The 19,403-nt window shown below is 60.7% G+C and carries 18 protein-coding genes; 10 read left to right on the plus strand and 8 right to left on the minus strand.

The features are described 5' to 3' along the window. Window positions 1–97: 97 nt before the first annotated feature. The 4 genes from EAH74_RS11755 to EAH74_RS11770 are packed head-to-tail and all read right to left on the minus strand — an operon-like array spanning window position 98 to window position 3,465. Window positions 98–730 carry an N-carbamoylsarcosine amidohydrolase gene (locus EAH74_RS11755; RefSeq protein WP_140678480.1) on the minus strand — a complete coding sequence of 211 codons (633 nt, stop codon included), beginning with the start codon at window positions 728–730 and terminating at the stop codon, window positions 98–100. 12 nt (window positions 731–742) lie between these two features. Beyond that, a complete protein-coding gene (locus tag EAH74_RS11760) occupies window positions 743–1,495 on the minus strand; it encodes a maleate cis-trans isomerase family protein (protein WP_008149891.1) in 753 nt (250 codons plus the stop codon). Between the two features lie 18 nt (window positions 1,496–1,513). Further along, on the minus strand, window positions 1,514–2,320 hold the full coding sequence (locus EAH74_RS11765; protein ID WP_140678482.1) for an alpha/beta fold hydrolase: 807 nt from the start codon (window positions 2,318–2,320) through the stop codon (window positions 1,514–1,516). Next, entirely contained in the window at window positions 2,317–3,465 is a 1,149-nt protein-coding gene (locus tag EAH74_RS11770; RefSeq protein ID WP_140678484.1) for an FAD-dependent monooxygenase, read from the minus strand. Before EAH74_RS11770 ends, EAH74_RS11765 begins: the two co-directional genes overlap by 4 nt. Window positions 3,466–3,776: 311 nt before the next feature. Between EAH74_RS11770 and EAH74_RS11775 the strand changes: the two genes are divergently transcribed. The 4 genes from EAH74_RS11775 (at window position 3,777) to EAH74_RS11790 (ending at window position 9,681) form a co-directional block, all read left to right on the plus strand. Further along, entirely contained in the window at window positions 3,777–4,829 is a 1,053-nt protein-coding gene (locus EAH74_RS11775; protein ID WP_140678486.1) for a 2,5-dihydroxypyridine 5,6-dioxygenase, read from the plus strand. Between the two features lie 196 nt (window positions 4,830–5,025). Then, the gene (locus EAH74_RS11780) at window positions 5,026–5,472 is read left to right on the plus strand and encodes a MarR family winged helix-turn-helix transcriptional regulator (RefSeq protein WP_140678488.1); all 447 of its coding nucleotides are present in this window, start codon (window positions 5,026–5,028) and stop codon (window positions 5,470–5,472) included. Between the two features lie 161 nt (window positions 5,473–5,633). Next, window positions 5,634–6,110 (plus strand): (2Fe-2S)-binding protein, encoded by a 477-nt coding sequence (locus tag EAH74_RS11785; protein WP_140678490.1) that lies wholly within the window; start codon window positions 5,634–5,636, stop codon window positions 6,108–6,110. A gap of 16 nt (window positions 6,111–6,126) precedes the next feature. Beyond that, the gene (locus EAH74_RS11790) at window positions 6,127–9,681 is read left to right on the plus strand and encodes a molybdopterin cofactor-binding domain-containing protein (protein WP_193560128.1); all 3,555 of its coding nucleotides are present in this window, start codon (window positions 6,127–6,129) and stop codon (window positions 9,679–9,681) included. 95 nt (window positions 9,682–9,776) lie between these two features. Here the strand turns inward: EAH74_RS11790 and EAH74_RS11795 are convergent, their stop codons facing one another. From EAH74_RS11795 to EAH74_RS11805, 3 genes are all read right to left on the minus strand, one after another. Beyond that, window positions 9,777–10,433: a TetR/AcrR family transcriptional regulator gene (locus tag EAH74_RS11795; RefSeq protein WP_140678494.1), complete on the minus strand. Its 657-nt coding sequence runs from the start codon at window positions 10,431–10,433 to the stop codon at window positions 9,777–9,779. Window positions 10,434–10,486: 53 nt separating this feature from the next. Then, window positions 10,487–11,935: a nucleobase:cation symporter-2 family protein gene (locus EAH74_RS11800; RefSeq protein ID WP_140678496.1), complete on the minus strand. Its 1,449-nt coding sequence runs from the start codon at window positions 11,933–11,935 to the stop codon at window positions 10,487–10,489. Between the two features lie 170 nt (window positions 11,936–12,105). After that, window positions 12,106–12,999 carry a LysR family transcriptional regulator gene (locus tag EAH74_RS11805; RefSeq protein ID WP_140678498.1) on the minus strand — a complete coding sequence of 298 codons (894 nt, stop codon included), beginning with the start codon at window positions 12,997–12,999 and terminating at the stop codon, window positions 12,106–12,108. A 102-nt stretch (window positions 13,000–13,101) separates the two neighbouring features. On the opposite strand from EAH74_RS11805, the gene EAH74_RS11810 reads away from it, so the two are divergent. Together EAH74_RS11810 and speB are read left to right on the plus strand one after the other, a co-directional pair. Next, window positions 13,102–14,193: a polyamine ABC transporter substrate-binding protein gene (locus EAH74_RS11810; protein ID WP_140678500.1), complete on the plus strand. Its 1,092-nt coding sequence runs from the start codon at window positions 13,102–13,104 to the stop codon at window positions 14,191–14,193. Window positions 14,194–14,206: 13 nt separating this feature from the next. After that, a complete protein-coding gene (gene speB / locus EAH74_RS11815) occupies window positions 14,207–15,166 on the plus strand; it encodes an agmatinase (RefSeq protein ID WP_140678502.1) in 960 nt (319 codons plus the stop codon). Between the two features lie 115 nt (window positions 15,167–15,281). Here the strand turns inward: speB and EAH74_RS11820 are convergent, their stop codons facing one another. After that, entirely contained in the window at window positions 15,282–16,334 is a 1,053-nt protein-coding gene (locus EAH74_RS11820; RefSeq protein ID WP_140678504.1) for an aldo/keto reductase, read from the minus strand. A 204-nt stretch (window positions 16,335–16,538) separates the two neighbouring features. Between EAH74_RS11820 and EAH74_RS11825 the strand changes: the two genes are divergently transcribed. Genes EAH74_RS11825 through EAH74_RS11840 form a run of 4 tightly spaced genes read left to right on the plus strand, consistent with a single transcriptional unit; the run spans window position 16,539 to window position 19,392 of the window. After that, window positions 16,539–17,255: a helix-turn-helix transcriptional regulator gene (locus EAH74_RS11825; protein ID WP_140678506.1), complete on the plus strand. Its 717-nt coding sequence runs from the start codon at window positions 16,539–16,541 to the stop codon at window positions 17,253–17,255. Window positions 17,256–17,307: 52 nt separating this feature from the next. Continuing rightward, window positions 17,308–17,649 (plus strand): nuclear transport factor 2 family protein, encoded by a 342-nt coding sequence (locus EAH74_RS11830; protein ID WP_140678508.1) that lies wholly within the window; start codon window positions 17,308–17,310, stop codon window positions 17,647–17,649. Between the two features lie 26 nt (window positions 17,650–17,675). Further along, on the plus strand, window positions 17,676–18,794 hold the full coding sequence (gene zapE / locus EAH74_RS11835) for a cell division protein ZapE (RefSeq protein WP_140678510.1): 1,119 nt from the start codon (window positions 17,676–17,678) through the stop codon (window positions 18,792–18,794). A gap of 16 nt (window positions 18,795–18,810) precedes the next feature. Next, window positions 18,811–19,392, plus strand: a complete 582-nt coding sequence (locus tag EAH74_RS11840; protein ID WP_140678512.1) for a DinB family protein — start codon at window positions 18,811–18,813, stop codon at window positions 19,390–19,392. Window positions 19,393–19,403 lie beyond the last annotated feature (11 nt).

Genomic DNA, 19,403 nt, shown 5'->3' on the forward strand with positions numbered 1-19,403 from the left:
TAGCAAGCGACGTCCAAAGGCAGTGTCAGAAGACTGAGGGCGTACCCTCAGTTTTTTACCAAGACCTGCGCTCTATGGCGCGGTTCTTTGTTCGATATTACTGCTGCTCAAAGTGTGCGATGGCCTCCTGTTTGCTGACGACATCGCCGTACTTGCTGTCGATGTCGAACAGGTTGGCTTCATGGGGCGCCGGATGCCGGTCGCCGACGCACTCGCGCACAACGATGGTGCGAAAACCGTGTTGCACAGCGTCCACCGCCGTCGCCCGAATGCAGCCGCTGGTGGAGCAACCGGCCAGCACCACGGTGTCGATGCCTTGCGCGTGCAGCATCGAGGCCAGGCTGCTGCCGAAAAAGGCACTGGCGTATTGCTTGCTGATCACCACTTCATCTTCCTGGGGCAGGACCTCTTCGCAAAACGCCGCCAAGGGGTTGCCCTCGACCATGTCTTTCATCACCGGGGCTTTTTTAACCCAGATGCCACCGTCGGCGAAATGGCCGGGATGGTAGCGAATATTGGTGTGCACCACCGGGATGCCCTGACGACGGGCGCTGACCAACAGTTCAACACTTTCGGCCACGGCACTGACCACGCCGGGTGCGAACAGCGGCGCCCCTTCGGTGGTGTAGCCACGCATAAAATCGATCATCAGCAACGCGGCTTTCTGGCCGAAACCGATGCGCTGACCCCACACACCCTGATAATTGTCGTTGGCCGTTTGTTCGCTCATGTCGCTCACCTCTCAATAGGCGCCGGAGAGCAGGGCGCCCGCACCGGGAACAATCGGTTCCAGGTCCAGGGCCTTGAGCATGGCGTAGGTGGTGGCGATGGCGGCGGTGAGCACCGGTTTACCGGTTTGCGCTTCGACTTGCGCCACCACGGGCAGTGACTGCATTTGCACGCAGGCCGAGAGCACGATCACGTCGACGCCTTCCAGGTTCATGCCGGCCACAATGCCCGGCAGATTCGCCGGATCGTGACGGGCCACAGCGAGGTTGTCGGGAATTTCCAGCGCGCGCCAGTCCACGACTTCGAAGCCTTCTGCGCGGATGTAATCCACCACCAGTTCGGTGAGGGGTTTCATGTACGGCGCGACAATAGCGATGCGTTTGGCGCCCAGCACTTTCAGGCCTTCGATCAAGGCGCCGGCGCTGGTAATGACCGGCGCGTTGCCGTCGTTATCGGCGGTGGCCTTGCGCAGCCGTTGCTCGGATTTACGGTGATAACCCAGCCCCATGGCCATGATCGCCACCAGGCACGCGTAACCCAATACGTCGACCTTGGCGTCGGACAATTCCACGGCGCAGCGGTCGGATTCGCCGTCCATCGCCGCCAGCTCTTCCTTACGCACTTGCTTCATGCGCATGCGGCTGGAGTGAAAGGTGAAGCGTTCCGGGCGGATCAACTGACGCGCGGTGAGCATCGCCGGGATCTCGGTTTCCATGGTGGTGTTGGAGCTCGGCACGATTTGGCCGATGCGGTAAGGCGTGAGCATAAAAGTCTCCGGATTCGTTTAGTTCAGGCGTGGGCCAAGGAAATCACCGAAGGCGCTGAAGAAGCCGTCGAGGTCATCCCAGGGAATCATGTGCCCGGCGTTTTCGACGTGGACACTGCGAATGTTCAGTTGCAGGTCGAGGATTTCCGCTTCGTCCTCGGGCTGAATAACACCACCACGGCCGGCGATCATCAGTAACGCCGGGGCCTGGAGTTTCGGCAGGTCCTGATGGAAATCCACGTCGTGGAAATCGTTGAAAGCCCGCACGATCGCCGGTTCGTAGCAGGTGTGCAGCCATTCGGCGCGCAGTTGCAATTGTTCCTCGGTCCAGGTGGCGCAGAAGGCGCGCATGGTCGAGGCATCCATCCCGATCAACGATTGGCGAATCGAGTCGACGTACCACGGCAGTTTGCTCGGGTATTCGCGGCGGCCAGGGCCGGACACCGGTGGATCGATCAGCACCAGACGGTTCACCCCGGCCGGATGCAGCACAGCACTGCGCACCGCAAACCGCGCCCCCATGGAGTGGCCGACCAGGTTGTAGCTGTTCAGCTTCATGGCTTTGGCGAAAGCGCCGATGTCGTTGGCGCAGGCATCAGCGCTGTAGTCCAACTCTGGGCCGGTGGAAGAGAGGCCGCGACCGCGAACGTCCAGCACGTAAGTGTCGAAATGCTCGCCCAGTCGTTCCGCGACAAACCCCCAGGTGATCGCCGGGCTGGTGATGCCGGGAATCAGAATCAGCGCCGGGCCTTTACCGCCATAGCGCAGGTAATGTTGGCGAATGCCGTTGGCCTGGACGTTGCCGCCATGGATGAACGTACTCACGCGGCCACCCCCGATTTCAGCGACTGGGCATACAGGTCATAACCGTACACCCAGGCCGGATCTTCCTGAGTGCGCAGCCAGGTGTTGGCGTTGGACACGGACTGCACGCGGGAGGCGCGTTCCTTACGGTTGGCTTCATAGAGTTCGAACGCGGTGCGGTAATCGCCGAGCCCGGTTTCCTGCAGGCAGCGGGTGAGCATCGCGGCGTCTTCGATGGCCATGCCGGCGCCCTGGGCCATGTGCGGCTTCATCGGGTGACAAGCGTCACCCAGCAGCACCAGTCGCCCACGGCTCCACAGCGGCAACGGGTTGCGGTTGCGCAACGGCCATTTGGTGACGCTTTCGGTCGACTCGATCAGCGCCTGAACGGTGGGGTGATAACCCTGGAACGCCTCAAACATTTCTTCGCGGCTGCTGTCGACGAACGCACCCTGGAAATCCCACTCCGGGTGTGGCACGCCGGTGACGTAGTAGTACTCGTCGCGCTTGCCGGTGGTGTAGTAGACCATCATGTGCCGATCCTCGGTCCACCACTTGATGCAGTCTTCGAACTTCAAATCGTATTTGGCTAGTTGATCGCCACGGATCAGCGCGCGGTGCGCCACCCAGCCGCTGTACAGCGGTTTTTCCGCGCCGAGCAACTCTTCACGAATCTTCGAATTGATCCCGTCGGCGCCGATGACGATGTCGGCGTAGGTCACTTCGCCATCGCTGAAGGTCAGGCGCACCTGGCTGTCGGTTTCCTCGAGGGTTTCCAGGCGTTTGTTGAAGTGCACGGTGCCGGGTTTGATCGTCGACATCTGCAGGGCGTGCAGGTCGCCGCGGTGAACGGTGATGTAGGACGCGCCGTATTCCTTGTGAGCGAAATCGCCCAATGGGATGCGTGACAGGTAATCGCCACTCAAACCGTCACGGCTGAACCAGTGATCCGGGTGTGAACCCATCAGGTCGAGCTGTTGCTCGATGCCCATGCGCCGGAAGATTTTCATGATGTTGGGCCCCATGTGAATCCCGGCGCCGAGGCGGGAGAACTCGGGGGCCTGTTCGTAGATGTCCACCTCAAACCCGGCTTGTTGCAGCAGCGTCGCAGCGGCGGCACCGCCCAGACCTGCACCGACGATGGCGATTTTCTGTGTTCTTGCCATGGGACTTGTTCCTCTTCTTCGAATAGTCGCTGGCTGTGTCGCCGCAAGGCATTAAAGTGTATACGCTATATTTTTCAAAAAGAAAGTGCCGCTTGGAAAAAACAATTTTTACGCTGATTTATCGAAAGCCACCAAATGTAACCAGTAAATATTGGTTTTGTGTGGGTTGGTAACGTTATGGTCCGACGCTTGCAGTCAGCCTTCTTTTAGGGTCTTATCGTATGTAAATGGCGTATACGCTATAAAAATGCACTAGAGTGAGGCGAGGCGCCTCGACTTGGTGCGAAGCAGACGATCGAGGAGACATCAAAATGCCGGTAAGCGATTGCGAATTGACCCAGATGTTCGAGCACGTTTTGAAGCTGTCGAAAGTCGACCCGACCCAGAGCGTCGCCGTGCTCAAGAGCCATTATTCGAACCCGCGCACCGTGCGCGCCGCGATGGATGCGGCCCAGCGGCTGGGGGCCAAGGTCTACGCGGTGGAGTTGCCTTCGTTCAACCATCCGACGGCCATGGGCAATGACATGACGGCCTACTGCGGCGACACCGCGCTGACCGGCAATATCGCGGCGCAGCGGGCGCTTGAAGCGGCGGACCTGATCGTCGACACGATGATGCTGCTGCACTCGCCGGAACAGGAACAGATCCTCAAGACCGGCACGCGGATTCTGCTGGCCGTGGAGCCCCCGGAAGTCCTGGCGCGCATGCTGCCGACCGAGGCCGATAAGGTGCGAGTGATGGCGGCGGAAACGCTGCTCAGGCAGGCGCGCTCGATTCACGTCAAATCAAAGGCCGGCAGCGATTTCCGTGCTGCGCTGGGGCAATATCCTTCAGTCACCGAGTACGGTTTCGCCGATGAACCGGGACGCTGGGACCACTGGCCCAGCGGTTTTCTGTTCTCCTGGCCCAACGAAGAAACGGCCGAGGGCGTGCTGGTGCTGGATGTCGGCGATATTCTGCTGCCGTTCAAGACCTACACCCGGGAGAAAATCACCCTGGAAATCGAGAAGGGCTTCATCACCTCAATCCACGGTGGTTTCGAGGCCGACTACCTGCGTGACTACATGAAGTACTTCAATGATCCAGAGGTCTACGGCATTTCCCACATTGGCTGGGGCTTGCAGCCACGGGCGCAGTGGACGGCCATGGGGCTGCACGACAAAAACGATGGCATGTGCATGGACGCCCGGGCGTTCTACGGCAACTTCCTGTTCTCCACCGGACCGAATACCGAAGTCGGTGGCACCCGCAAAACCCCGTGCCACCTGGATATTCCGCTGCGCCATTGCGATGTGTACCTGGATGATCAGGCGGTGGTGATCGGTGGGGATGTAGTCGCACCGGAGGCTTCCCGAGTTCGCTGAACCCCAGATACCCCGTAGGAGCTGCCGAAGGCTGCGATCTTTTGACTTTGCTTTCTTAAAATCAAGATCAAAAGATCGCAGCCTGCGGCAGCTCCTGCATGGGGTTGGATGCATCCAGGGCGGCGGCAACTCTTGAGTCCGCCTCCCAACCTGTCCATCATGCCTTCCCCACTACACATCGCCTTTCGAGTCTGCCGTGCCTGAAACCCCTGATTCCTCCTACGTTTTCTCCGAGCAAGTCGGGCATTTGCTGCGCAAGGCCTATCAACGGCACATGGCGATTTTTCAGCAGAACGTCGGCGACTCCCAGCTCACCGCGGTGCAGTTCGTCACCCTGTGCGCCGTGCGTGATCACGGCCCCAGTTCGTTGACTGAACTGGTCAAAGCCACCGCCGTGGACCAGGCAACCATTCGCGGCATCGTCGAGCGGCTCAAGGCGCGGGAACTGATTACCCTCGAACCCGACCCGCAAGACCGGCGCAAAGTCATTGTCGGCCTGTCCGAAGCCGGCGATCAACTGGTGCAGCAAACCGTGCCCTGTGCCGGGAAAATCACTGAGCTGACCATGAGCAACCTCAACCCGGCAGAGCAGGTTGCCGTGCTGTTTTTGCTGCGCAAAATGATCGACGACCCACAGGACTGATCACTGGTTCAAGTCTCTGGCATCGTTTTTGCTCTCTTTTCATGTAGTAACCACTTCACCACTCGAGTGTGTCGCGACGCCACAAACTGATATTGGCCCGCGACCTTTTCTTCGACCTTTTGGTGTAGTGGATACTTCATCAACTGAAGCGGGCGAAGCGAATGACAAGCCAGGAAATCACGGTTGCGCTTGAGGTCAACGGCCACACCACCACCGTCACCGCGATGGCGGACACGCCGTTATTGCTGATCCTGCGCAATGACCTGCAACTCAACGGCCCCAAGTACGGTTGCGGCCTGGGCGAGTGCGGCGCGTGCACGGTGATCATCGATGGCGTGGCGGCTCGCTCGTGCGTATTTCCGCTGGCTGGCGCGGTCGACCGCCAGATCGTCACCCTCGAAGGGCTCGGCAACCGAGCCGATCCGCACCCGGTGCAGCAAGCCTTTATCGACGAACAGGCGGCGCAATGCGGCTACTGCCTCAACGGCATGATCATGACCGCCAAGGCCCTGCTCGACCGCATCCCGCACCCCAGCGAAACCCAGATCCGCAACGAACTCTCGGCCAACCTCTGCCGTTGCGGCACCCATATCGAAATCCTCCGCGCGGTGCTGCGTGCCGCCCGTCAAACGCCTTGAACGTGGATCGATGACCATGACTGACGCAATCCCCACCCGCGACCAATGGCTGGCCAAGACCGGCGTTCTGCTGATCGTCGACGACATCCTGCCGCCATCAGGCCCTGTGGCCAAGGGCGGTACGCCGCTGATCAAACCCAGGGAGCTTGGGTTGTTCATCGCCATCAGCGACGACGGGCGCGTGTATGCCTTCAACGGGCATGTCGACCTCGGCACCGGCATCCGAACCTCGTTGGCGCAGATCGTCGCCGAAGAACTGGACCTGCACCTGGAGCAGGTGCGCATGGTGCTGGGCGACACCGAGCGTGTGCCCAATCAGGGCGCGACCATCGCCAGCGCCACCCTGCAGATTTCCGCAATCCCGCTGCGCAACGCGGCTGCCGAAGCCCGGCGTTTTCTGCTGGAGCGGGCGGCAGAGCGCTGGTCGGTGGAGGCGGGCAGCCTGAAGGTCGAAGCCGGGATAATTGTCGCGGCGGATGGACGCACCACGGCCTACGCCGATCTGGTGCGCGGTGACCACGTTGAACTGCGCCTCTCAGGCACCGCGCCACTCAAGCCTGCCGAAGACTATCGGCTGGTCGGCAAGGGCGCCGCGCGGGTGGATATTCCGGCCAAGGCCACTGGTGAACTGACTTACGTCCACGACATGCGGGTGCCGGACATGCTCCACGGCCGGGTGATTCGCCCGCCCTATGCCGGGCTCGATTGTGGCGACTTCGTCGGCAATAGCCTGCTGGACGTCGATGAATCCTCCATCGCACATATCGCCGGGATCGTCGCGGTGGTGGTGATTCGTGATTTCGTCGGGGTGGTGGCGCTGCGCGAAGAGCAGGCGATCAAGGCCGCCCAGGCGTTGAAAATCACATGGAAAGCCTGGAACCAAAAATTGCCGGACATGAGTAATGTCGAACAGGCCATCCGCGATAACCCGCGTGTGCAGCGCGTCGTTCTCGATCAGGGCAACGTCGACGACGCCTTGGCCGGGGCCAGTCAGCGCATGCCGCGCACGTATCTGTGGCCGTATCAGATGCACGGCTCCATCGGCCCGTCTTGCGGGTTGGCGGACTATCAGCCGTCGGGCTCCCGCGTGTGGTCCGGTAGCCAGAATCCGCATTTGCTGCGAGCGGATCTCGCCTGGTTGCTGGAGTGCGCGGAAGAATCGATCGAGATTATTCGCATGGAAGCGTCGGGCTGTTATGGGCGTAACTGTGCTGACGATGTCTGCGCCGATGCCTTGCTGTTGTCCCGCGCCGTGGGCAAACCGGTGCGGGTGCAATTGACCCGGGAGCAGGAGCACTTGTGGGAACCCAAGGGCACCGCGCAACTGATGGATGTCGATGGTGGCTTGAACGCTGACGGCAGCGTCGCCGCTTATGATTTCCAGACCAGCTACCCATCGAACGGCGCGCCGACCCTGGCCTTGCTGTTGACCGGTCGGGTCGAACCGGTGGCCGCGATGTTCGAGATGGGCGATCGCACGTCGATCCCGCCTTATGACTTCGAGCACATGCGCGTCACCATCAATGACATGGCGCCGATTGTCCGCGCTTCGTGGATGCGCGGGGTGTCGGCGCTGCCCAACACCTTCGCCCACGAGTCGTACATCGATGAACTGGCGTTCGCGGCGGGCGTGGATCCGGTGGAATACCGACTGCGCTATCTGCGCGATGAGCGCGCCATTGACCTGGTGAAATCCACCGCCGAGCGCGCCGCCTGGACCCCGCGTACCGCGCCGATGCAAACCCCGAACGACGATCAGTTCCTGCGCGGTCGCGGCTTTGCCTACGCGCGCTACATCCACAGCAAGTTTCCCGGTTTCGGTGCGGCGTGGGCGGCGTGGGTGGCAGACGTGGCGGTGGATCGCCAGACCGGTGATGTGTCGGTCACGCGGGTGGTGATCGGCCATGACTCGGGGATGATGATCAACCCGGCGGGCGTACAGCATCAGATCCACGGCAATGTCATTCAATCCACCAGTCGGGTGCTCAAGGAACGGGTGACTTTCGAGGAGTCCACCGTCGCCAGCAAGGAGTGGGGCGGTTATCCGATCCTGACCTTCCCTGAAGTGCCGCAGATCGACGTCATGATGATGCCGCGTCAGGACCAGCCGCCCATGGGCGCCGGTGAGTCCGCCTCGGTGCCGAGTGCGGCGGCGATTGCCAACGCCATTTACGATGCCACCGGGATTCGTTTTCGCGAGCTGCCGATTACCCCGGAGCGGGTGCTGGCGGCGCTGAATGCCGGATCTTGCGATGACCCCCCACAGTCCCAGGCCAAGCGCTCCAAGTGGCTGTTCGGTTCACTGTTTGCCGCGTTCGGCGCGGTGCTGGGTATGGCCGCGACGGCGTGGCCATTTCACGGTGAAATCGCGCCGATTGCCCCGCCTAGTGCTGGCACCTGGTCGGCAGCAACCCTGGAGCGCGGACGGTTGCTGGCGGCGGTCGGCGATTGCGCGGTTTGCCACACTGCGCCCGGCGGCGCAACCAATGCTGGAGGCCTGGCGATGCAGACGCCGTTTGGCACGCTCTACAGCAGTAACATCACGCCGGATGTGAAGACCGGCGTCGGCAACTGGTCGTACCCGGCGTTCGAACGGGCGATGCGCGACGGCATCGGCCGCGACGGACGCAATCTGTACCCGGCGTTTCCTTACACCGCGTTTCGCAATATCAATGATGCCGACATGCAGGCGCTGTATGCGTACCTGATGTCGCAAGCGCCGGTCAGCCAACCGGCGACAGCCAACGACATGCGTTTTCCGTTCAATCTGCGGCCGTTGATGGCCGGGTGGAATTCGCTGTTTTTGCGCCGGGGCGAGATCAGCGTGCAGCCAGAACGTAGCGAGCAATGGAATCGCGGCGCCTACCTGGTCAACGGTCTGGGGCACTGCGCCGCCTGCCATTCGCCACGCAATTTGATGGGCGCGGAGAAGGGCGGTGTATCGTTCCTGGCTGGCGGCACGGTCGATGGCTGGGAAGCGCCAGCGCTGAACGGTTTGTCGAAAGCGCCAACGCCATGGACGGAGAATCAGCTGTTCGACTATCTCAGCACCGGCTATTCCGACGCCCATGGCGTGGCGACCGGGCCCATGGGGCCGGTGGTCAGTGAACTGGCGAAATTGCCCAGGACAGATATCCGGGCGATGGCGGTGTACCTCGCGTCACTCAACGGCGCGCAGGCTGAAGCGCAGGTGGTGGAGAAAGCCACCCAGCCGTCGCCGGTCGCGAGCCTGTCATTGAGCAACGGTCAGCGGGTGTTCGAAGGTTCGTGCAAGGCCTGTCACGCGGATGGCCTGGGGCCGAAACTGTTTGGCGTGAGTCCGTCTCTGGCGAGCAATACCAATGTGCACAGCGATCAACCGGACAACCTGATCAAGGTCATCCTGCAAGGCATCGATGCACCGGCCACCAAGGACCTGGGCTACATGCCCGGTTTCAAGGACAGCCTGTCCAATACGCAGGTGGCGGAACTGGCGGCGTACTTGCGTCATCGGTTTGCTTCAAATGCGTCGGGTTGGGAAGGGTTGGAACAGAAGGTTGCACATCTGCGGGCGAATCCGGGTAGCCATTAAAAGCTTCGTCGGATCGCCGCCCGGAGCCGGCTCGCTCCCACAGGTACAGCGCAACTCTTGTGGGAGCGGGCTTGCTCGCGAAGAGGCCGGCGCGGTCACCGCTGATCCTGATCCGGCAACCGCATAACCCCCCGCACCACAAGATCCTTGATAAACCCCAACCAATCCTGCTGCTGACCCTTGTCCGCCAGATCCTCCCCAAGGAAGGAACTGAGCGTATGCCGATTGGAGTTATAGAAGTAGCAAAGCGAGGCGATCATCAAATACACATGCTTGATGTCCAGGTCCTGGCGAAACAATCCCTGAACCTGACCCGCCTCAATGATCGGCCGCAACACACCGACCGCTTCTCCCGACAACCTGCGCAATTCGCTGGACTGTTGGGCGTGCTTGCCGTTGTGCAGGTTCTCGTTGCTGAGGATGGCGACGAATTCCGGGTGTTCAACGTAGTAATTCCACACGAACGCCACCAGCTCCTGCAACGCCACCAGCGGTGAGCTCAGGTCCAGTTTGAGCTGGCTTTCGGCTTTATTGAATTGCTCGTAGGTGTGTTCCAGCACGCAGATGAACAACTGCTCTTTGCTGCCGAAGTAGTAATAGAGCATGCGGTCGTTGGAATCGGCCTCGCGGGAAATGCTCTCCACCCGCCCCCCGGAGTAGCCGTCGCGGGTGAACACCTTCACGGCCGCTTCGAGAATCCGGGTTCGGGTTTGATGGGCCTGGGCGGCCCGGATGCCGGTTTTCTTGTTCAACGTGCGGTCAACCTTCTACCAAGCGGAGTCGCAACGAATGTAGCACGGTCCCTTCAGCGGTTCAGGTTGGCGGCTGTTTCAGTGGCCGGCGGATTTTCCATGACCCGAAGGATCGAGGCTTCGGGATCGAAGTCATCTTCTTCCAGCTCAATGAACTCTTCGGGCAGGAAGATATTCAGCATGATTGCGCACAACGCGCCGACGGTGATCGGCGATTCGAAGATGTTGTGCAGCGCCTTCGGCAACTCGCGCAACACTTCCGGAACCGCCGCGACACCCAGGCCCATGCCGAGGGAAATCGACACGATCAGCATGTTGCGCCGGTGCAGGCCGGCTTCGGCGAGGATCTTGATCCCGGCGACGGCGACGGTGCCGAACATCACCAGTTCAGCCCCGCCGAGCACCGGTTTGGGCATCAGTTGCAGCACTGCGCCGATCATCGGGAACAGCCCCAGTACCACCAACAAACCGGCAATGAAGAACGCCACGTAGCGGCTGGCCACGCCAGTGAGCTGAATCACGCCGTTGTTCTGGGCGAAGGTCACCATCGGCATGCTGTTGAACACGGCGGCCATGGCCGAGTTAAGGCCATCGGCGAGCAGGCCGGACTTGATCCGGCGGATGTAAATCGGGCCTTTGACCGGCTGCCGGGAAATCATCGAGTTGGCGGTCAAGTCACCGGCGGCCTCCAGCGGCGACACCAGGAAAATCACCGCCACCGGCACAAACGCCACCCAGTCGAAGTTAAAGCCGTACTTGAACGGCACCGGCACGCTCATCAGCGGTACGTCGGGCAGGCTGGCGAAATTGACGTCACCCATCAGCCAGGCCACGACATAACCGAGGGTCAGGCCGATGACAATCGCACCGAGGCGCAGGAACGGCACATCGACCCGGTTCAACACCACAATCGTTCCGAGCACCAGGGCCGCCAGGGCCAGATGACTGCTGGCGCCGAGGTCCGCCGCACCGAAGCCGCCGGCGATGTCGGTCATGGCGACTTTGATCAGGGACAGGCCCATCAGCGTGATGATCGTGCCGGTCACCACCGGGGTGATCAGCATGCGCAATTTGCCGATGAATTGGCTCAACACCACTTCGATGAAGGCGGCGAAAAAGCACACACCGAAGATCGTCGAGAGGATCTCATCGGTGCCGCCACCCCGGGCCTTGACCATGAAACCGGCACTGAGGATCACGCTGATGAATGAGAAGCTGGTGCCTTGCAGACACAGCAGGCCAGAGCCGATCGGGCCGAAACGTCGCGCCTGAACGAACGTGCCCAGCCCCGAGACGAACAGCGCCATGCTGATCAGGTACGGCACTTCGCTTTGCAGGCCGAGAGCGCCGCCCATGATCAAGGTCGGGGTGATGATGCCGACGAAACTGGCGAGCACGTGTTGCAGGGCGGCGAAGACGGTGGCGGTCAGATGCGGGCGATCGTCGAGGCCGTAAATCAGGTCGTTATTGCGCGGGGCAGGGGCTTTTTCAGAGGCGGTCATGGTGGTGTGCATGCCAGAAGGCGGGCCGGGTCAAAAATGGAGGCGCAGGATGCCAGAACGGTCGGGCCACGGCAAAAAAACGATCGAAGCAAGATCAAAAGATCGCAGCCTTCGGCAGCTCCTACGCCAATCTCATGTAGGAGCTGCCGAAGGCTGCGATCTTTTGATCTTCAGGCGAACGCCGCCAACAAATCCTCTTCAAAGGCCTTTTGCGCATCCCCCGGTACCAGGGCGCGATGGCGGGCCAAATGAAACGCCACGTCGAAACTCATATCTCCACGGCGCACGGCCCGCAGTAATCCTTTGTCTACCCAGCTGCGGGCAAAGTGGCTGGGCAGATAACCGACATGCTTACCGGAAAGAATGAAGGCGAGGGTGCCTTCGACTTGCTCCGAGCGCGCCGAACACATCTTCCCCTGGAAGGGCTCGTCGCTGCGCAGGAAACGGTAAGGGTGATCGACCCGATCACAAGCCTGTAGCGCTAGATCATCAGGCGCATCGTCGGTGAACAGCGGATGTCCGGGGGCGCAATACAGGTGCTGGGTTTCGGTAAACAGTTCGCGGTAGTCAAAAGCGCTTTGCACTTGTGAGAAATAGCCGATCGCCAGGTCCAGGCGTTGTTGCAGCAGCAACCGTTCCATTTCGCCGGGCATGGCGCTGATCAATTCGATACGTACCGATTCGTCCCGTTCACGAAAGCGCCGGATCGCATCGGCCACCCGTTGCAACACGGATTGATCGAGCGCTTCGGACAGCCCCAGACGAACCTCGCCGATCAAGCGCCCGGCCACACCATTGGATTGATGACGGAACGCTTCGATGGACTCGAACAGGCTGCGAGTCGCACTCAGCAGTTGTTCACCCTTGGGCGTGATCTTGAAACCACCCTTACCGCGACTGCACAGCCGATAACCGAGCCGGGTTTCCAGTTTGGCCATTTGCTGACTGATGCTCGACTGGCTCAAGCCCAACTCACCCTGAGCCGCGCTGAAACCGCCGCACTCCACCACGTTGACGAACAGGCGCAGCAGTTGCAGATCGAGATCGTGGAGTTGGCTGAGCATCAAACATTACTCCTGGATAAAGTCAGGATAACTAACTTGGTATTTTTCCAATGTATCCGACGGCGCATTCTGCATCCACTTCATCTGGTCAGGTGTTCCGTCATGGCTCCCATGTTCAAGCTGTGTTTCCCCGCGCTGTTCCTCGCCATGGCCGTATCGGCCCTGGCCGAGGAAAAAGTCCTGAATCTCTACAGTTGGTCCGATTACGTAGCGCCTGAAACCTTGCAGCGGTTCGAGCAGGAAACCGGCATCCACGTGCGTTATGACACCTTCGATTCTTCGGAAGTGCTCGAAACCAAGTTGCTCACCGGTGGCAGCGGTTATGACGTGGTCGTGCCGTCGTCCAGTGTGCTGGCCCGCGGACTGGCAGCCGGTGCGTTGAAAGAGATTCCCCACGAAGGCCTCAAGGGTTACGCCAACCTCGATCCGGATTTGCTGGAAAAACTCGCCGCCGTCGACCCCGGCAACCGTTATGGCGTGCCTTACACCTGGGGCACCCTGGGCTTGGGGATGAATGTCGAAGCGGTGAAACAGCGCTTGCCAAATGTGCCGCTCAATAGCCTGGACCTGCTGTTCAAGCCTGAGTACGCCAGCAAACTGAAAGATTGCGGCATCGCCATTCTCGATTCGCCCCAGGAAGTAGTCGGCCTGGCGCTGCATTACCTGGGTAAAAATCCCTACAGCACCGACAAGGCTGATCTGTCAGCTGCCGAGGCGTTGTTGCATCAGCTGCAACCCAATGTGCTGTACGTCGCGACCGGTCGGCAGATCAGCGATCTGGCCAACGGCAGCGTATGCCTGGCGTTGACCTACAACGGCGACGCCAGCATGGCGGCCGATCAGGCGCGCAAGGCCAATAAACCGTTCGAAGTGGCGTACCGGATTCCGAAAGAGGGCACGCTGGTCTGGCAGGACAACCTGGCAATCCCCAGGGACGCCCCACACCCCGAAGCGGCCCGCGCCTTTATCGAGTTCATGTTGCGCCCGGACTCCGTCGCGGCGCTGACCAACACCCTGTTCTTTGCCACAGCCAACCAGGCAGCAACGCCGCTGGTGGATGAGGCGGTTCGCACCGACCCGGACATTTACCCACCCGCCGACGTTCGCGGTCTGCTGTACGCCGACCGCAGCATGAGCCTCAAGGACCTGCGTCAACGCACTCGCTTGTGGACCACTTTCCGTAGCCGCCAATAATAAGGAACCTGAGATGGACGTCCCGATGCAAAACGATCAGGCCATGACCCGCGACAGCCTCTATGGCACTGCCGCCGAAAGTACCTACGCCGGTATCACCAGTTTCATGCGTCGTCGCTACAGTCGCGACTTGCGCGGCGTCGACGTAGCGGTCAGCGGTGTCCCGTTCGACACCGCCACCAGCAACCGCCCCGGTGCGCGTTTCGGACCGCGCGGCATTCGTGCCGCGTCCACCGGAATTGCCTGGGAACGTCACTGGCCGTGGACGTTCGACCCGTTCGACCATCTGGCGGTCATCGACTACGGCGATTGCGACTTCGATTACGGCACTCCGCAGTCGGTGCCGGAAAGCATCGAAGCCCATGCCGAACACATTCTCAACGCCGGTAGCGCGATGCTCACGTTCGGCGGGGATCACTTCATCACGTATCCGCTGCTCAAAGCCCATGCGCGTAAACATGGTCCGCTGTCGTTGATCCACTTCGACGCACACAGCGACACCTGGCCGGACGAAGACGGCAAGCGCGTCGACCACGGCACGATGTTCTGGCACGCGGCCAAGGAGGGGTTGGTGGATCCGTCACGTTCGGTGCAGATCGGTTTGCGCACGACCAATGACGATCACCAGGGCTTTCAAGTGCTGGATGCGCGGCAAGTGCATCGACGTGGTGTTGATGCGATTGTCGAGGCCATTCGCGCGCGGGTCGGTGATAACCCGGTGTACCTGACGTTTGACATTGATTGCCTCGATCCGGCCTTCGCTCCAGGCACCGGGACGCCGGTGTGCGGCGGCTTGAGCACGGTGCAGGCGCTGGAAATCCTGGGTGGCTTGCGCGGGATTAATCTGGTGGGGATGGACGTTGTGGAAGTGGCGCCGGCCTACGACAGTGCGGACATTACCTCACTGGCGGCGGCGACGTTGGCGATGGAAATGCTTTGTTTGTATGCGGCTAAACATAAGGTCGACCGGTAATACACAAAACAAAATGTGGGAGCGAGCTTGCTCGCGATGGGGCCGGCACATGCAACAGATGTGTTGAATGAAAGGCCGCTATCGCGAGCAAGCTCGCTCCCACATTTGAACTGTGTCAGGCCACTGGGATGATCGGCAGGTCTAGAGTTTCAGCCCCAGTAAATCGCGCCATCGACCCGGCAATGGATTCATGGGGCACGCCCATCGCCACAGCGCTGACACCCTCAAGCCGCGACACCTGTTCAGCACTCAATTGCACAGTCAACGCACCCAAGGTCGCATCCAATTGCTCACGGGTCCGAGAGCCGAGAATCGGAATCAGTGCCGTGGTCGAACGTTTGGCTTTTTCCCGCAGCCAGGCAATGGCCACGTGCGTCGGGCTGGCGCCCAGTTCTGCGGCGACGGCCAGCAAGGTGTCGAGCAGGGCGGTTTCACGGGCACTTTTCTCAGCGTGGATCAGCATGCCGAGTTTGGCGGCGCGGTTGTCGCCATCGTTGGTGCGGTACTTGCCGGTGAGGAACCCGCCACCCAACGGCGACCATAACGTAGCGGCCAGGCCCAAGGCTTCGGCCATCGGTAGCTGTTCACGTTCGGCCGTGCGTTCGGCGAGGCTGTATTCCACCTGAATCGCCGCAATCGGTGAGAACCCGCGAATCTCGGCCAGCAAATCGGCCCGAGCGATGCGCCACGCCGGGAAGTTTGACAGCCCGGCGTAGTGAATTTTGCCAGCGCGAACCAGATCGTCGAAACCACGCAGGATTTCTTCCATCGGCGTCACGCCATCGCTCATGTGGGCCCAGAACAGCTCGATGTGGTCGGTGTTGAGTCGTTTCAGGCTTTCTTCCACGGCGCGAACCATGTTCTTGCGGTTGTTACCGGTGTGGGAAATGCCCGCAGCCGGCGTGGTCCCCAGGGTGTATTTGGTGGCGATAACCAGGCGATCCCGTTCCGCTGCGATGAACTCGCCGAGCATGGCTTCCGACTGGCCAGCCTGATAGCCGTTGGCGGTGTCGATGAAATTGCCGCCGGCCTCCAGGTAGCCATCAAAGATGCGTTTGGCTTCGTCGCGCTCGGCGCCATGGCCCCAACCGGTGCCGAAATTACCGGCGCCCAGCGCCAGTTCCGAGACCCGCAAGCCGGTTTTGCGACCGAAGACTTTGTAATGCATGGGATGACTCCTGAAGGGAAAGACGTTGGGATCGAATATAAATGTCTATCGACATGTATTTAATATGATGCCGGTAATATCTGGCGTCAAGGTACTTCTCCATTCGCAAGAAAAGGGCCGACCACCGGCCACAACGCTACTGCCACTTTCTGACAGGGTCGTCTGCTAAGCTCCGACAACTTTTACGGACAGAGCCTGCCGATCGTGTCGCGTACCATTCGTTTACTGACCTTGTTGCAAGTGCTGCGCGGCAAAAGTCGTCCGGTGACCGCGGCGACGCTTGCCGGCGAATTGGGGATTTCCGAGCGCACGCTGTACCGCGACATCGCCGAACTCACCGCCCTTGGCGCGCCAATCTACGGCGAAGCAGGGATCGGTTACGTGCTGCGCAGCGGTTTGTTTCTGCCGCCGTTGATGCTCAACGCCGATGAAACCGAAGCCATCGTGCTGGGGTTGCGCTATGTCGATCAGCGCGGGGATGAGGTGTTGAGCAAGGCTGCGGCGGATGCGCTGGCCAAGATTGCGGCGGTATTGGCGCCTGAAGCGCTGGACGCGTTACGCAACCCGACGGTGTTGCCGGGGCCGCCCGGCTATGGCTTTGCGCCCAATGCGGTGCCACTGAATGTGTTTCGCCAGGCCATCCGCGATCAGATCAGGCTGCACATCGATTATGCGGACGCCAATCAGGTGCCGAGTCAGCGGCTGATCTGGCCGCTGGCCCTGGGGTTTCTGAACGAGGTGCGAATCATCGTCGCCTGGTGTGAATTGCGCAGCGCCTATCGCACCTTTCGCACTGACCGGATCTCGGCAGCGAACGAGCAGGGCGAGCGTTATCCGGGGCGGCGCAGCGACCTGCTGCGCACCTGGCGCAAGCAGATGCAACTGGACGAAGCAGGGCGCTTCACTCCTGACAAGAACTGACACAGGCTTGTTTTAGCATGGCTCCAGAATCAACAAACAAGGAGCCGTAACCATGTCCAATCCCACCTCTTCACTGGCACCCGCCATCGCCGCCTACATTGCTGCCGCCAATGCCCGCGACACCTCGCGGGTCGCCAGTTTTTTCGCTGAGGATGCCAATGTGTTCGATGAAGGCCAGCACCAGGTCGGCACTCACGCCATCGCGCAATGGATGCAAGACACTGCCCAGCGTTACCAGCCACGGGTTGAAGTACTCGACGTCCAACTACGCACCGGCAAAGTGCTGGTGCATAACCTCATCTCCGGAACGTTTCCCGGCAGCCCGCTGGAATTGCGTTACATGTTTCGCCTGAATGAACAGGGCAAGATTGCCCGGCTAGACATCTCTCTCTAACCAGACCGCGTGGCATACTGCCGCGCATGAATGTCGACTCCCCCTTAAGCGCCTGGCAACAGGCCATCGAACAGAAGGGCTTCGTCCAGGACGAAGCCCAGGAACATGCCGTGTGGGCGCTGCAGAAATGCTATGAAGCGCTGCATGAAGGGCGCACGCCGATCACTGGCGTGTACCTCTGGGGCCCGGTCGGGCGCGGCAAGACCTGGTTGATGGACCAGTTTTACCAAAGCCTGAAGGTCCCGGCCCGCCGCCAACATTTCCACCACTTTATGGGCTGGGTGCATCAGCGTTCGTTTCAACTGACCGGCACCGCCGACCCGTTGAAGGCGCTGGCTCGCGAACTGAGCGAGGAAGTGCGGGTCCTGTGCTTTGACGAATTGTTCGTCAACGACATTGGCGACGCGATCATTCTCGGGCGTTTGTTTCAGGTGATGTTCGAGCAGGGCGTGGTGGTGGTCTGCACCTCCAATCAGCCACCGGACCAGCTGTACGCCGATGGCTTCAACCGCGACCGGTTCGTGCCGGCCATCGAAGCCATCAAGAAACATATGCAGGTGATTGCGGTGGATGGCGGCGAAGATCATCGCCTGCACCCCGGCAAAGGTTTGCAACGTTACTGGGTGTCGGCACCGGGGCAACCCAGCGCTCTGGGTGAAGTGTTCAAGGCACTGACCGTCGGTCAATCGGTGTCCAGTGACCCGATCAAGGTGGGCTACCGCTCACTCAATGTCGTGCAGGCCAGTCCAACCGTACTCTGGACTCGTTACGCCGACCTCTGTGAACAGCCGTTTGCCGCCATGGATTTCATCGCCCTGTGCGACACCTTCAGCGCTATTCTGTTGAGTGACGTGCCCAACCTCAGCGCGCAAAAGCGCGAAGGGCGCATCGCCCGAGGCACTGAAGACGGCGTCGAGCGGGTGGTGGCGGGCGATCGTGAGCTGCCGCAATTGTCGGTGCATGACGACGGTGTAAGGCGTTTCATCGCCCTGGTGGACGAGTGCTACGACCGCAAGGTGCCGCTGTGCCTCGAAGCGCAGGTGCCCATGGAATCGTTGTACACCGAGGGTTATCTGGAGTTTCCGTTCCGCCGCACCCTCAGCCGTTTACAGGAAATGCAGCTGCAACGTTTCGCCGAAGCTTGAACAAGGAGCCGCGAACATGAATCAGCCTCTGTCGCACCATTTGCTGACCATGGCCTATCAGAACGCCTGGGCCAATCATCGCCTCGCCAAGGCCTGGAGCCAGTTGAGCCCGGTCGAGCTGGCGGCACCGCGGGTCAGCTTCTTTCCCAGTCTGCGCGCTACCCTCAATCACATCCTGACCTGCGACTGGTTTTACCTGGATGCGCTGGAGCGGGAGTTGCGCGGCGATGACCCGCATCCCGAATGCTATGTGTTTTTCAACCAGGACGAGCCGTTTACGCACGCAGTAGACCTCAAGCGCGAACAAGCCCTGGTGGATCTTCGACTGATTGCCTACTGCGAGCAAATGCGCGACGCCGACCTCGGCAAGATAGTGACCATCGCCCGGGACACGCCGCAACATGACAGCCGCTTGCGCCTGCTGTCCCATCTGTTCGAGCACCAGATTCATCATCGCGGGCAGGTTCACGCCATGCTCAGCGGCACCTCGGTCAAACCACCGCAACTGGATGAGTTTTTCTGTGCCGGTGAGTCAGGCTTGAGGGCTGAGGATTTTGCCGAGCTGGGGTGGACCGAGGCGTTGATCTGGGGCGCTTGAGCGAAAAATTA

Origin of the sequence: Pseudomonas mandelii (genome assembly GCF_006438925.1) — a bacterium.
Taxonomy (GTDB): domain Bacteria; phylum Pseudomonadota; class Gammaproteobacteria; order Pseudomonadales; family Pseudomonadaceae; genus Aquipseudomonas; species Aquipseudomonas mandelii_C.

What these genes read in the sequence shown, in the direction of transcription:
- EAH74_RS11755 (WP_140678480.1), bottom strand. Translation starts at nt 730, where the DNA reads ATGAGCGAACAAACGGCCAACGACAATTATCAGGGTGTGTGGGGTCAG.
- EAH74_RS11760 (WP_008149891.1), bottom strand. Translation starts at nt 1,495, where the DNA reads ATGCTCACGCCTTACCGCATCGGCCAAATCGTGCCGAGCTCCAACACC.
- EAH74_RS11770 (WP_140678484.1), bottom strand. Translation starts at nt 3,465, where the DNA reads ATGGCAAGAACACAGAAAATCGCCATCGTCGGTGCAGGTCTGGGCGGT.
- EAH74_RS11775 (WP_140678486.1), top strand. Translation starts at nt 3,777, where the DNA reads ATGCCGGTAAGCGATTGCGAATTGACCCAGATGTTCGAGCACGTTTTG.
- EAH74_RS11785 (WP_140678490.1), top strand. Translation starts at nt 5,634, where the DNA reads ATGACAAGCCAGGAAATCACGGTTGCGCTTGAGGTCAACGGCCACACC.
- EAH74_RS11790 (WP_193560128.1), top strand. Translation starts at nt 6,127, where the DNA reads ATGACTGACGCAATCCCCACCCGCGACCAATGGCTGGCCAAGACCGGC.
- EAH74_RS11800 (WP_140678496.1), bottom strand. Translation starts at nt 11,935, where the DNA reads ATGACCGCCTCTGAAAAAGCCCCTGCCCCGCGCAATAACGACCTGATT.
- EAH74_RS11805 (WP_140678498.1), bottom strand. Translation starts at nt 12,999, where the DNA reads ATGCTCAGCCAACTCCACGATCTCGATCTGCAACTGCTGCGCCTGTTC.
- EAH74_RS11810 (WP_140678500.1), top strand. Translation starts at nt 13,102, where the DNA reads ATGGCTCCCATGTTCAAGCTGTGTTTCCCCGCGCTGTTCCTCGCCATG.
- speB (WP_140678502.1), top strand. Translation starts at nt 14,207, where the DNA reads ATGGACGTCCCGATGCAAAACGATCAGGCCATGACCCGCGACAGCCTC.
- EAH74_RS11820 (WP_140678504.1), bottom strand. Translation starts at nt 16,334, where the DNA reads ATGCATTACAAAGTCTTCGGTCGCAAAACCGGCTTGCGGGTCTCGGAA.
- EAH74_RS11830 (WP_140678508.1), top strand. Translation starts at nt 17,308, where the DNA reads ATGTCCAATCCCACCTCTTCACTGGCACCCGCCATCGCCGCCTACATT.
- zapE (WP_140678510.1), top strand. Translation starts at nt 17,676, where the DNA reads ATGAATGTCGACTCCCCCTTAAGCGCCTGGCAACAGGCCATCGAACAG.
- EAH74_RS11840 (WP_140678512.1), top strand. Translation starts at nt 18,811, where the DNA reads ATGAATCAGCCTCTGTCGCACCATTTGCTGACCATGGCCTATCAGAAC.